The sequence below is a fragment of the Acetobacter oeni genome (assembly GCF_011516825.1).
In the GTDB taxonomy this organism is placed as follows: domain Bacteria; phylum Pseudomonadota; class Alphaproteobacteria; order Acetobacterales; family Acetobacteraceae; genus Acetobacter; species Acetobacter oeni.
Map to the genome: position 1 here is coordinate 50,193 of NZ_WOTA01000019.1, position 14,327 is coordinate 64,519.

Sequence of the window (14,327 nt, forward strand, 5' to 3'; positions counted from 1 at the left end):
ATACTGCATCATTTTGCCTGCTGCTGACGGAAAGCCTGCGGCGATATTCCATACCATTTCCGGAAGGCCCGGCTGAACGCGCTGACTTCCGAATAACCCAGCAGAAAGGCAATCTCACCTACGGGCATTGTTTTCTGCCTCAGATAATCAGTGGCCATGGCGCGGCGGGTTCCGTCAACAAGATCGGTGTAGGTGACGCCAAGATCATCGAGTCTGCGCTGAAGGGTCCAGCGTGGCACGCCGAGAGTGTCGGCCAGTGCGGGAAGTTTTATGGCTCCATGTGGCAGGGTGCGCCGGATTTCTTTTCTAACCCGGGAAAGAAGATTCGTGCTGCGTTCGGGCGTGGCGGGATTATGAGCCAGGCTGAGCAGACTTTCCCGTAACACGGCCAGCAGGGCAACATTGGCGCCGGGCATAGGAATTTCGAGCTGTTCTTCGGTAAAGAGGACCGCGTTCATCCCGCAGCGGAACTGAACGGGGGCTGCGAAAGCATCATCATACGCGCTGACTGGGGCATGACGGGCATGTTCGAGCCAGATGGCATCCGGAGCCCAGTCGGAGCCGAGGACGTGGCGGAAGACGTTACAGAACATGCCCATTGTTAGTTCCGCATCCTGTCTGCGGGCGACGATGGCAGGATCGGTAATCTGGTACTCAAGCCGCAGACCACTTTCAGTACGGACCAGGCGAGTGTGAGTATTATGCTGATGCCAGGGGAACAGTGTGGCCAGATTTTCGACTGCGTTTGCAAGTGTCGGGGATGCCAGCGCGATGAAGCCGATCAGACCCAGCATATCAGGCCGAAACTGCCGGCCATAGACGAGGCCGGACTCGCAATATCCGGACTGACGGGCAAGTTCTTCGAACAGGGCGCAGTAATCGCTGAGTTGCAGGGCTGCTGTAGGAGAGAGATCATCGACGATATCCAGCCCGACTGCGCGGGCGATGACGGTTTCGTCACATCCCTGGCGACGGATAAACGAACCGGCTCCTGTCATGGCGGCGGCCAGAACACTGCTTCTGTTTTCGGGTCGTTCGGGTGTCATGGTTCGTAAAGACATCCTTTGTTCATGCTGCCCCGGTCTCGCGCTGCCATATGCGCTGGAAGCTGCTCTCCTGATTTTATTGTTACTTCGTTATGATGATCTGTTTCGGGTGGTCTCTGTCAAGTACAGACCGGTCTCGCGATAATCAGCTTACGAAAATTCAGGCATTGATCCGGCTGATATGAGGATCGCTCCGGCTTGGCTGACCGGTTTGCATATGGCCGGCAAAATGCAAATGTGTGTCAGGGTGCGTGCGATCTGTCAGTGTCAGATCATACCAGTGGTCGGCATTACTCACGGTCCAGATCTGCTCGACCGTTTGCGATGGATTTACGACAAAATTTCGGAGCATGTTGGATTCATAAGCATTTTTCACGACACAGCGGATCTGGTGCCGTTTAGTATTAATGATCGTCAGAGCCACTTCACCGGTCTCGGGTCGCAGCGACAGGGAAACGTCAGGAGCGGATCGCCCCGCGAAGGCGCGATAGAATCCGTCCGGACCATGAATGACGACAGAGGCTCCGGCTGTCATTTCGACGGGCACATCAACGGCAGTTCCCTGACCAAGCGTGTAATGACAGGTGGGACTGCCGCATACTGTAAAAGTCAGAACCGCGCCCTGCCCGCCTCTGTTCGCCAGTAAGATGTGCCCGTTACTGACATTGGCTTCCAGCGTGTATGGAATTGCCCGGGCCCGTCTTTGTCCCGCTTCCTGGCGAGGCATTACCTGCCGTGCAGGCAAGGCCGGCGCTGGCAGGGAGCAGGACTGACGGGTTTGCGTGAGATAGGATTCTGTATCCGGGAGAGTGACCTCCCATCCGGGGTCATTCCGGGTGAAGTCGAAAACGGTGGTCAGATCACCACAAACCGCACGCCGCCAGGGAGTGATGTTGGGAGCAGTGACGCCGAAGCGTGTTTCCAGAAAGCGCAGGACGGAGGTGTGATCGAAAAGCTGGGAGTTGACCCAGCCCCCTTTTGTCCAGGGCGAGATGATAATGGCGGGGACGCGCGGCCCAAGGCCGACAGGAACACCGTGCCAGGATTCTCCATCTGTGGACACGGAGCAGTTACCTGTCTCCGGCGTGAGGGCCGGAACCGGAGCGGGCATGTGGTCAAAAAAGCCATCATTCTCATCGTAATTGAGGATGAATACGGTTTTCGCCCAGGTGTCCGGATGACGGACGAACACATCCATCAGGCGGGAGATCAGTGTTTCACCATATCCGGGAGGGGCATCCGGATGTTCGGATATGGCCTGGGACGGCACGATCCAGGACACCTGGGGCAGCGTTCCTCCCGCGACGTCTTTTTCAAATGCCCTGATAAGGAAGCGGCCTTCGGATGTCGTGGCGTTCTCCCGGGTTGAACCCGGGACGATCCGGCGGGCAGACTGGTATTGCCACGATGATCGTGACACGCCTCTGAACGGGGCGAAGGACTGGAGCGGGTTATCGGTGAAGTTATCGTATTCCTGATAGAGTTTCCACGAAACGCCGGCTTCCTGCAGGCATTCAGGGTATGTCTGCCATCGGAAAGGAGCGAAGGCGGAGTTATCGAGACTGATATCCGCGGATGAATTGCCGTCATCGACGTTAACGATAACCTGATTGTCCGCATGTCCGGCACCGAGGCCGCTGGTCCCGGTAAAGAGGAACAGTCTGTTCGGATTAGTCGGGCCGAAGATGGAGGCGTGATATGCATCGCAGATGGTAAAAGCGTCGGCCAGCGCGTAGTAATACGGAATGTCATCACGCGTAAAATGGCCCATGGTCATGGGAGTTTTGCGACTGATCCAGATATCCCACTCATTCCATTCCGCCTGCGAGGCTTTCCAGCTGTGATCAAGGCTGGCAAGGCAGGCGGCCGAGGTATGAACGGTGTTCATCCGGAACGGGAGGACGCGCCTGCCTCTGCCCTTTGGCTGGGAGAAGACCGGGGCACCATCGGGCAATGTCCAGGCGCGGGGATCACCGTAGCCTCTGACACCGCCCAGACAGCCGAAGTAATGATCGAAAGAGCGGTTTTCCTGCATCAGGATCACCACATGTTCGACATCTTTTATTGTCCCGCTAACACGGCGTGGCGGGATAGAGAGGGCTTTGCGGATGTTTTGAGGCATGAGTGCCGCGCCTGTAACGGCAGCGGTGCTTTTCAGAAATCCTCTTCGGCCTGTCCGGAATATCGTCACGATGGGCGGGACATCAGAAACTGACAGACATGGAACCGAAATACTGACGGGGTGCGCCGATCAGGAAAGACTGATCATCACCCTGCATGGAATTTCCGTTCTCGCCTGTTGTAGAGATATATTTGATGTTGGTGAGGTTATAGACGTTGAAGCTGAATGTCACGTCCTGGAAGAAGCCAAGCCGCCGGTCATACTGAGCGAGATTTCCAAACCGGTACATCGCGCCGAGACTGGTAAGCCAGTATGAAGGAACATGCAGGTCTCCGGTATAGGTGTAGCTGCGTTGTCCCATGTATTGTGTATCGATATGTGCGCTGGCGTGATGCCATGTGTAGGACAGGCTCGCTTTATACATAAAGCGGGGGTAATTGACGATCTGCTTTCCGGCTGTTGCGTAGGTCGTGCCATCGCTTGTGACGTTATTATCGTATGTAGCGTGATTCCAGCTGATGGAGTTGTAAAGCGACAGTCCTTTGACCGGCGTGATGGTCAGCCCCGCATCTACGCCATTCATGGTAACGCCTCCGACGTTCATGACTGCTGAATAAGGGTTGGTGATCGAACCACTTGTGATCTGCTGGAGCCGATTGTGAAAGTTGGTGTGATAGGCGTAAAGGGATGCTGCGAGCAGGTGATCCGTGTAGCGATAACCGACTGAATAATTCCAGTCCGTTTCAGGTTTCAGCTTCCCTTCTCCGACCGTCTGTTGATAGGCACTCTCCGTCATGGCGAACGGTGATGCGCCACCTTTATAGCCGGAGATCGGGTAGGATTTTACATTTTCCGCAACATCGAAGAAAAGTTCATGATTTTTCAGGAAATGCCAGTCACCGCTGATATGCGGCAGAAAGGCTTTTGCGGTCGTGACGCTGCCGGAGGCAATGGCGTCCGTTCCTGTATAGGCAGCGATATTCGCTGTTTCGCTGCCGCTGACGGTTTGCCATAGCGACTTGAAACCAAAATGCAGGTTAAGATTCGGCAGCACATGCCAGGTGTCCTGGACGAAGGCCGTGAAGCTGTTGGAGTTGAAGGACTGCCCCCAGAGGCGTGCTGTCGCGTCCGGCAGACTTCCCATTGCGTTAATGGGTGTTCCCTCCCCGAGAACCGGCTCTTCATAGGCGTTGCGGCCGACATCGACGTGATAGTGTTCATACCATATGCCGGCACTGATGCTGTTATGGGCAATTTCGTAGGACAGGGCAGAGGTGAATCCGCCGCGCTGCGCTTTCTCGATGGTGATCTGTTCGAAGAGCGGAGAGCCGTTTGGCATAAGGCCGTTTGAATACCATGGATAGGGGCTGGTCCAGAAGCCACGTCCATACTGTCCCTGCCCGTAGATGACACTTTTCCAGCGAAGGCGCGAGGTCAGGGCGAAATCCATGTTGAGGCCGCCAAGGTAATCGCGCTCTACTGTTCCGCCATCGTAATAGGAGGCGTCGTACGGATCTGACATTTTACTGTACCCGGCAGGAAGAGCTCCGCCGGGTTTGTCGTTCGCGGCGAGCGCGAGACGATAGGCTTTTGCATAACCGTCGGGGGTGCCGATAAAGTTATCAAGACGCGATCCGCCGTTATGTAGCATGTCGAATGACAGATCCTGATACTGATACTGCTCGAGATCACCCCAGTCGAAAAGCGCGGAGATCTGGCTGTCATGTCCGATCGGCTGCACGAGTTTAGCGTTCGCCTGCTGCATGAACTGATTGCCGCCGCCTTTCCATTTGTTCTCATCATTACGCATGTAGGACACATACATCCGTGTCCCGGTTTTGTTGAGATCGCCGGAATCCAGACGGATAAAGGTATGCATTGTCAGATTGGAGCCAAACGTCTGTCCGAGCTGGCCACCAGCTTTGTGTTTAGGATCAGATGAAAAATATTCGACCGAACCGCCAAGATTGGAGGTACTGGCGATGGATTCGGCCCCGGCCCCTTCGGAGACGACCATTCTGCCCATATTCTCCGAGGACCAGGCATTGATGACATTGAGGCCGTTGAAGGAGTGGTATTGCTGGTCGCCCAACGGAATACCGTCGAGGGTCATACCGACCTGATTTTGCAGAAAGCCGTGCATGAAGAACATCTGTGACCAGATATCCAGTCCCTGTGCGTCTGCCGTCTGGAGCATGATACCAGGCATTTTAGCCAGCACTTTAAGCACGCTGACACCCGGCACCTCTTCCTGAATCGACTTTGCTCCGACTACAACCTGTGATCCATGCGAGCGGCGGACACTCTGCACCGAGACAGCCTCATCGCCTGCAGCCTGCATGACGGCTGCGCGCTTCCTGCTGACAGGAGTTGTAGTCCGGGCAGGAATATTGGCCGATTTTCCTGACAGATGCCAGGGCTGGTCTGCCTTTATTTTTGCCTTGCTACGGGGCGTGCTGACATCCGGGTCCGCCGACAGAGCTTCATGACTCTGAAACGTAAATAATGTGATGGCAGCAACAATGTTTGCGACGTATCTGAAGTGCACAGTGGTCCTCCTCCGGAGATCGAGCCCGCGACACTCGCCTCGCCATGGAAAGAACCCGCCGGACAGCGTGGTTCGTTTTCCTTTCATGTTCTGAGGAAAGTAACCATTTTTGGCCAAAACCGGCTTGACGACCTGATACACAATGTTGACAGATGGAAACGAACCGAAGCCCGCCACAACAGGGAGGAAACCTGTATTTTCTTTCCTCGTATGCGGGATCTTATACTGGAATTAACTGATCATTTTACCGGAAGAACGACGGGTAATCAGGCGGACAGGCGCTCTTCCACGCCTGACAGCAATGCTTCACGGGTGAATGGTTTAGGGAGCACCCGTGCGTGTTTCGGCAGCATCGCTCTGTCCGCGAAGCCCGTCACGAACAGAATTTTCAGGTCAGGACGCAACACGGCGATACGGCGGGCGCATTCGTCTCCGTTCATTTCGGGCATAAGCAGGTCCATGATGATAAGACCAATGTCAGGACGTTTTTCGACAAGCCTGATAGCCTGCGCGCCACTGTGGCTTTCCAGAACTGAAAAACCTGCTTTTTGCAGAAAACCTACTGTTACCGCTGCCACATTCGGATCATCGTCTACAACGAGAACACTGCGCGCTTCTGACAGATCCGGCGCCGGACTATCGTTTTTACGCGGACTGGCTTCAAGGTCAGTCTGCGACTGCACGATCGGGAGCCAGAGCGCGACAGACGTGCCGGCTCCCGGCGTACTGGTGACCCGCACGTCACCTCCATTACGCCGCATGTAGCCGTAGACCATGGGCAGGCCGAGACCAATGCCGCTGCCTACGGATTTGGTGGTGAAGAACGGCTCGAAAATACGCGCCTGTGTTTCCGGAGACATACCGATGCCGCGATCAGTGACGGTGATCAGGACATAATGACCCGGAGGCAGATGACGATCGGCTTTTTTATTTTCGCCGGAACTGCTTTCGACTGCGTTTGAGGACGTCTCGGGCCTGATGATGGCGTCACGGGCCGAAATGACGATTTCTCCACCTTTCGGCTGGGCGTCGCGGGCATTCAGGCACAGATTGACAAGCGCCACCTCAAGCAACGACGGATCGGTGGATGCCAGTGGCAATTTTTCGTCCGGGATATCCAGGCGGACGGGAATGGCCCTGGGGCCACCGCCGCCGATGCTCTGGGTCAGCAGACCCTGCATCTGGCCAAGCAGGACGGGAACGTCAACTGCGCGTCGGGCGAGATCACGGGGTCGGCTGAAGTCCAGAAGTTTCTGGGTCAGGACCGCACCACGACGGGCAGCATCCATGGCGTTGGTAAACAGGCGCGCGACGTTGGGATCGGTTGGAGGCTGAAGGTCGGTCACGAGTTCAAGTGACCCCAGGACGGCGGTGAGGAGATTATTGAAATCATGTGCGATACCGCCGGCAAGAGTGGCGATAGCCTGCATTTTATCGGCCTGACGGGCGCGTTTTTCCATTTCGATCAGATCTGTGACATCCTGATCGATCAGAACGGAAACAGTTCCCAGGCCGGATCTGTGGAGAGCGGGCGTGACAGCCCCGTTATCTGCGATCACCCTGGCATCGGACCCGGCCAGCGTAACGCGTGAGATTCGGTGCCACCGCTCTCTTCCGGACGGATCCGGCCTCATGACCAGATCCTGTCTGCTGTTGCCCTGGTCCGCGGACGGGGATGGCAGAGAGGAGAGCAGTTCCTGCTCGGTATGTCCGAGACAGTCTTCCACGGAATGCCCGAGAGAGGCAGCCGCCAGATCGTTGAGACGCGTAATACGTCCCATATCGTCAGCAAAGGCCAGGCCGAGTGGCAGGTTATCGAACAGGCTCCGCAGAATAGCCTGTTCTGTGGCAAGCGCGCGACGGGTCCGGCAGGCGGCGGCGGCTTCACGCACCATGGCGCGAAGTGAGCCCGGCTCCCATGGCTTTGCGGCATAGAACGTAATGACGCCACGGTTAAGGGCGCCAACGACCGTGTGAAGCTCCGCATACCCTGTCAGAAGAATAGTCCCTGCATCGGAATGTTTTCCGGCTTCCGAGAGAAAGACGTCACCGGTCATATCCCTCATTCTCTGATCCGAGATTATGACCGAAATTTCAGGGTGATCCGCCATGATGGTCAGGGCTTCCTGGCCGGATACAGCGCTGAGAATATCGAATTCGTCTTCGAGAAGATCTGTCAGGGCAACAAGAATTTCTGCTTCGTCATCGACGATCAGGACCCGGTCCCGGAGTACTGTCCGCGCGACGAAAAGAGGATCAGACATGTTCATGATGAGCCTCGGCTGGTCGTGTATCTGTTACGTCATGCGCCGCTGACGGATGCGGAAGGACAGGTATGGAAATTGCAAAACAGGCACCGCCCTCAGACGATTCACTCACGTCGATAGTTCCCTGATGAGCCTTCACGATCCCGTAGGCTGTTGCGAGGCCCAGCCCGGTGCCTTCACCGACGGGCTTGGTCGTAAAGAAGGGCTCGAACACACGCTCGCGCAGAAAGGGCGGAATACCCGGACCGTTATCACTGATCGTGATGACATACTGTCCGGAGGTTTTTTCAGAACAGGCCGGATCCGCAGGAGCGAGGATTGTCGTGATATGGATCATTGGCTGCCCTGTCTTATGCCGCCGGCCGGGTAATACATCTTCTTTGTTCTGATCGACGGGGGCGACAAAAGCATCGGCGGCGTTGCTGATGATGTTCATAACCACCTGATGGACGAGCGCCATCTGGCAGCGAAGGAGGGGAGGCGCCTGAAAATCGCATGAGACACCAATTTTATCTTCCAGTTTCGGCATGAGCAGCGCGAGGACGGTATTGATGGCTTCCGGCATGTTTACATCTTCGAAATCGCCCTGATCGAGTCGGGAGAAGCGCCTCAGACTGCTGACAAGACCGCGCATACGGCCCAGGCCGATGGATGAGGCACCAAGCCTGTCGCGACTTTTCTCCAGCATGGCGTGCGCTTCCGCGATCCGACCGGCATCAAGCGCTGCCAGAGCACGTTCGAGCGTGCGGGTTACTGTGTCTTCGTGGGCAAGCACGAAAGCGAGCGGGTTATTGAACTCATGGGCTATGCCAGCGACAAGTTCACCAAGAGAGGCCATTTTAGCCGACTGCACCAGCCTGGTCTGTGCTTCGATTAACTTACGATTGGCACTGGCGAGTTCGTCATTTGCCTGTTCGAGTGCTTCGGCAAGCACGGTCTTGGCCCGTGCGCCCTCCATGGCTGCCTCGCGCGCAATGCGTTCGGCTTCACTGCGGCGGGTTTCTTCGAGAAGAGCCTTGCGGCGCAGGAGCGCCCGGATATGCAGCAGCAGAAATTCGGAACCAATGCTGGAATCGATAAGATCATCGGCGCCGGCGGCGTACACAGTTGCCGCAAATCCTTCCCGGCAGCCTTCCGCATTCGCGAAGGCGAGCAGCCGGAGTGGTGCATCGCCGGAAATGGCACTGTCCGCCCGGCGGTCATCGAGCGCACGGCAAAGGGACAGTCCGTTGAAGATCGGGCATGTCAGGTCGATGATCACGCAGTCAACGGTGCCGATCCAGAGTTCGGGTGATGCGAGATCCGGAGCGGCAACAGGGACGACCTTCATGCCTTCACCCCGGAGGAGACTGATAACGGGAGGCACGCCCGGCATGGGTCTGGGGCGATGTTGTATTTCGCCCGTCTCGGCGGGCGACCAGGATACGAGAAGGCCGCCCTCCCCTGTCGCGACGGCGACGGCGGGGTGTCGGAACGGTTCTTTCAGAAGCGAGCGGGGAGCCGGATAACCACGCAGAAGGGCGCGGATACGGAAAGCCAGAAACCGGGCGTCCGCGGAACGCGGAATGCAGGCGTCGATCCCGGCGAGAAGAGCCTGCCTCTCCCGCTCCGGCTGATGACCATCGGTGAGCATAATGATCGGTACGGCGCGTGTCGCGAGATTGAGGCGAAGCTGACGGGCCATCTGCTCGCCTCTCATCCCCGGCAGATCGAGGTCGGTGATGACCATTGCCGGCAGCCAGGTATTCAGGCTTTCGAGCGCGAGTTCAGCACTGCGGGTGCTTTCAACGATAAAGCCGCAGCTTTCCAGAGTGCGGCCGACTTTCAGATTTCGTGTAGCCTCATTTTCTACCAGAAGAAGACGAGGCGCGAAGTCTGTCATGACACGTGGCCGGAAGTTCGTATCTGCGGGGTTGCACTGATGGCGATCCCGGAGAGGCGGGAAGCCAGAGTATCTGCTGAGCCGCAGAATCCGGTGGCGCCGGTTCGCCTGGCAAGGCCAGGGGCCTGCGCGAAGGGACAGGCGGCGGGAAATTCAGCGAAGGTCGTGCCCCCGGCCCTGCTGACAGCCAACAAGCCTGAGGCGCCGCTGTTACCGGCATGACCGAGCAGCACGCTGGCCGAGGCAGGTCCGAGTGCCTCGGCCATAGTTATGAGAAGCAGGTCGAATTCTGAAACATTACCAGGCTGGCCGGCGATAAGCGAAACGCCTGCTTCCGGCGTTATGGTCGCGATCATTCCTGCGGAAAGAACATGAACCGGCCCGGCGCGGAGCGGCCCCGGCGCGCTCTGCTTCATCGGGGCTGCTCCCTGAGGAACGATGTCGTTGAGCCACGCGACGAACGCGGCGAAAAAGCCGGGGTCGATATCGGTCGCCAGGAGCAGAGGAGCTGCCACCGGGTCCAGTCCGACGAGCAGGCGAATGACGGAACCGATCGCACCGTCGCCGGCCAGTAGTACAATAAGACGGGGGGTAATGGACGTGTCCGGTCGTTCCGGCGCTTTCATTGGTTCAATGGCAACCTTTTTTGCTGTCCGTGCACATGCCACGATACGGGAGGCGAGTGTCTGAGCGGGATGGCCTGGAACCAGACGCGGCATCAGGGCCAGAGCACCTGAGCGCAGGGCTTCAAACGCTATCTCAGGATCTGGCGTTGCGGGATCTGCTGTCACGATGATTGGCGTGGGCTGACGGACCATGATGGAGCGCGTGATCTGCAGACCGTTCATACCTGGCAGGTCGGTGCGGAGTACGATCAGGTCGGGAACGGTACTGGCAATGAGATCGAAAGCCTCTTCAGAATCCGATGCTTCGCCGCAGATGCTGGCGTTGGGCAGAGCGATTATGGCATTTCCCAAAGTCTGCCGGACAGCCGGATCGTCATCGACCAGAAGAATTCTGACAGCTGATCCATCATCGGGCAGAGACGGATTTCTGCGGAAAGCGGCTTCTAACGAAAAGATTTTGTCAGACACAGTCAGTATCCGACCGGAATAGCAAACAGGAGCATATCGTTGCCGGTTTTTGATGGAACTTCATTTATCGGCACCTGACTCTCTGTCTTCCGTGTGTGAAGCATGAACAGCGGACGTCAGCATACGATGAGACGCATCGACATGCTTTTCGCAAGTTCGTGAACAACCGGTTTCTGAAATTTTTAAACGAGACGAATCACCTCAGCCGGTTATCTGCCATCTCCTCCGCACAGATCATGAAACTCCTATACCGGGATGGCTGCCTGCGAGCCCTCGTCCAGTCTTGCGGTCAGTTTCATAGCCTGTGCGAGACGGGTCAGGCGACGACGGACCGCGTCTCCACGCACAGCAACGCGGGCGGATGTCAGGTGAAGACAGAGTTCGCTGCCCGTCAGTTCCAGCCGGGTTCCGTCGAGCAGGGTTTCGGTGCCACCGCACAGGACATAGGCAAGGCGGAGCGCCAGGCCGAGCGTAACAGCCCAGGTAAAAGCCTCGTCATCCAGCAGGGATCTGGACGTTCTGAGATATGGCGCGGTATCGGGCTCGGCCTCGTAGCGAACGGCCAGAGCCAGAGCCAGGCTGGCACGTGCCTGATGGTCGAATCCCGCACCCTGAACCCAGAGCACGCGCATATAAGTCTGTTCAGCCCGATATTCCGGATGATCGTGGCTTCCGACATCAGAGAGACGGCAGGCGGCCAGACGAAGGCGACGCTGACGCGGGGTTTCACTGCGGAAAATCGAGTCTGTCCAGGAAATCAGAGCATCAGGCAACGTGTCGCTGCGTCCCAGACGGGCACACATACCCCTGGAGACGGTTTCGAGCGGGTCCAGGGCCTGGAGATCCGGGGCGACGCTGGTCGCATACCAGCCTTCCCGCAGGCCATCGACGCAGAAAACGATTTTTTCCGGTTCAACACGCCTGATCAGGCGGCGGAGGACCGTGGCGGCAAAAGGCACGTCGTCAAGGCGCTTCCTAGGAGCATTGGGCAGACGCTCGAGCGCGCGACGGTTGCTCTGGATCAGCCAGCCGGTCATGTCACGGGCGGCCTGCGGGGTCAGTGTATAATAATGGACGATATTGAGCGGATAATTTGTCCGGGCTATTTCCAGGCGAGCGAGTGCGCGGAATGCGCCGCCAACAAGATAGAGTGTCTTGCCGCGCATTTCGTTAAGCCACTGAACGCCATGAAGATCGGCATCGGCAATGGCTTTGGCATGGGTGACATCGCCGCTTGCCCGGTCGCTGAGGCGGATGACGCCGAGCGGGAGTGTGTCGGCATTGTGCCGGCCTTCGCTGTCGAGACGGATGAGTTCCAGCGAACCGCCACCGATATCCGCGACAAGACCGTTGGCCTCGGGGATGCCGCAAAGCACGCCAAGGGCAGAATGGTCGGCTTCCTCGATGCCTGAGAGGATACGGATCGGCACGTCGGGCATGAGTTCGCGGAGTGAGGCGACGAATTCCGGGCCGTTTGTCGCATCGCGGACAGCAGCGGTCGCAAGGACTTCAAACGGAGAGGCGTTCATACCACGCGCGATGGCGTGGAAGCGGCGAAGAACGTCCACAGCCATGGCAACGCCATCTTCGTTCAGTCTGCCGGTTGTTGTCAGGCCGCGACCAAGGCGCAGGACGGCCTTTTCATTGAAAATAGGAACCGGATTGCGGGAGATTCCGTCGAACACGACCATACGGACGGAGTTGGAGCCGAGATCGACGACGGCAGAGCGTGCCGGGGGGTCAGCCTGCATAAATGCTCCTCTCGGGCGCTTTCGGGCGCCGGGGCTGCTCGGGCGCGAAAGAATCTGTCCCTTACGCTCCTGTCATGAGCAGCCCTATAGCCGATCACGTCGCGGATACCAAAGCCAGAGTGCTATGAATTTTGTGTTTTTTCTGTCACGACAATTCCGCAGAGAACCGAACGCTGTATTAACGCGAAATTCCGCTCCGGATTTCGACCGGCATCGTTGTCGCGGCATTTCCTGTCACTCGGCGGGAACGCTTTCCTGCATCTGATTCTACATTTCGGCGCACCTGTTTTCTGGTGCCGGCGACTATTATGTCGTCATTCGTCGAACAGGCTGTAGCTGGTCGCGTCTTCGATCCGGAGACTGCGTGTATCGCACCGTTTTCTCTCTGACCGAAAATCACGACGATTGCGGGAACATTCCCGGATTTAATGTTTTACCTGAACAGTTCAATATGGTTGCAAAATCCGGTTCGTCTGTCGCGCAATATATGAAGATATATTATGGCGCAACATTGCTATAGAATGGAGTGGCGGCCAGATTTATAGCTGATTCTACAGTCTCAGGACATTTACATGGCGTTGAGACAGATCAAACATGAATTATGGATGAACGTGTACCTGAGAAAAGATCTGTCGGCAATTAAAACCCGGTGTGCGGATCACTAATTTTGTCGAGCGGGCCGATGGAAAGCGGCTCCCTGAAGAGCTTGTGAAAGCGTTCCGGACTCTGAAAAAAAATCATGCCAACGACCACCAGACAGGGCGAAAGATTGCATGAGTTCCCTGCGACTCTCTTCAGATGATTGCAGTGAAGTCAGTCACAGGGATTATTTTCCGATATCAGGCTGAAAGAGCAGCGGCGACATCTTCCGACAGATCGAAATTGGCATAAACATTCTGCACGTCGTCGCTGTCTTCCAGCACATCCAGAAGTTTTAGTACGCTGCGGGCTTTCTCTTCATCAAGCGGGACAGAGTTTTCTGGACGCCAGTCGAGTTTAGCCTTTTCCGGCTCGCCAAAGCGGGCTTCCAGGGCATCCCGCACTGTGAAGAAAGATTCAACAGCGCAGGTAATCTCATGGTTCTCATCCGCAGAGACGACATTTTCAGCCCCGGCATCGATCGCTGCTTCCAGCATGTCGTCTTCCGAAGCTGCACTGCCAGGATAAACGATCACACCGACACGATTGAACATAAAGGAGACAGAGTTGGTCTCGCCTAGAGAGCCGCCGTGTTTTGAGAAGGCGGCACGGACATCGGAGGCGGTTCGGTTCCGGTTATCGGTCAGTGCCTCGACGATCACGGCGACACCGGCAGGGCCATAACCCTCGTAACGAACCTCTGTGTAATCATCTCCGCCGCCTGCACCGGTTGCCTTTTTAACGGCACGTTCGACAGTGTCTTTCGGCATATTCACTTCGCGGGCAGCGGAAATCGCGGCCCGCAGTCGCGGATTTGATGCCGGATCGGGGAGGCCGGAACGTGCGGCGACAGTAATTTCGCGAATAACCTTGGCGAACTGCTTCGCGCGCTTCGCGTCCTGAGCCCCTTTACGGTGCATGATATTTTTAAACTGTGAATGGCCAGCCATGCCGCCCTCGTTATCTCTCTGTCTGTGC

Annotated in this window: 8 protein-coding genes; all 8 read right to left on the reverse strand. The window is 56.9% G+C overall.

Annotation, left to right across the window (positions count from 1 at the left end; translation table 11 throughout):
- Positions 1–8 precede the first annotated feature (8 nt).
- The 8 genes from qhpR to GOB90_RS12670 all read right to left on the reverse strand — a co-directional run bounded on the left by qhpR (position 9) and on the right by GOB90_RS12670 (position 14,299).
- Positions 9–1,046: an AraC-like transcriptional regulator QhpR gene (gene qhpR / locus GOB90_RS12635; RefSeq protein WP_242012000.1), complete on the reverse strand. Its 1,038-nt coding sequence runs from the start codon at positions 1,044–1,046 to the stop codon at positions 9–11.
- Positions 1,047–1,206: 160 nt separating this feature from the next.
- The gene (locus GOB90_RS12640; RefSeq protein WP_373322066.1) at positions 1,207–3,240 is read right to left on the reverse strand and encodes a phosphocholine-specific phospholipase C; all 2,034 of its coding nucleotides are present in this window, start codon (positions 3,238–3,240) and stop codon (positions 1,207–1,209) included.
- A 10-nt stretch (positions 3,241–3,250) separates the two neighbouring features.
- On the reverse strand, positions 3,251–5,716 hold the full coding sequence (locus GOB90_RS12645) for a TonB-dependent receptor (protein ID WP_261765953.1): 2,466 nt from the start codon (positions 5,714–5,716) through the stop codon (positions 3,251–3,253).
- Between the two features lie 266 nt (positions 5,717–5,982).
- Positions 5,983–7,980, reverse strand: coding sequence for a response regulator (locus GOB90_RS12650; protein ID WP_306309436.1), 1,998 nt, complete (start codon positions 7,978–7,980; stop codon positions 5,983–5,985).
- A complete protein-coding gene (locus GOB90_RS12655) occupies positions 7,973–9,865 on the reverse strand; it encodes an ATP-binding protein (RefSeq protein ID WP_146887852.1) in 1,893 nt (630 codons plus the stop codon). Before GOB90_RS12655 ends, GOB90_RS12650 begins: the two co-directional genes overlap by 8 nt.
- Positions 9,862–10,959: a chemotaxis protein CheB gene (locus GOB90_RS12660; RefSeq protein WP_146887850.1), complete on the reverse strand. Its 1,098-nt coding sequence runs from the start codon at positions 10,957–10,959 to the stop codon at positions 9,862–9,864. The genes GOB90_RS12655 and GOB90_RS12660 overlap by 4 nt, the downstream gene beginning before the upstream one ends.
- Before the next feature lie 245 nt (positions 10,960–11,204).
- Positions 11,205–12,710 (reverse strand): Ppx/GppA family phosphatase, encoded by a 1,506-nt coding sequence (locus tag GOB90_RS12665; RefSeq protein WP_146887848.1) that lies wholly within the window; start codon positions 12,708–12,710, stop codon positions 11,205–11,207.
- A gap of 839 nt (positions 12,711–13,549) precedes the next feature.
- Positions 13,550–14,299 (reverse strand): YebC/PmpR family DNA-binding transcriptional regulator, encoded by a 750-nt coding sequence (locus GOB90_RS12670; RefSeq protein ID WP_146887845.1) that lies wholly within the window; start codon positions 14,297–14,299, stop codon positions 13,550–13,552.
- Between the last annotated feature and the right edge of the window lie 28 nt (positions 14,300–14,327).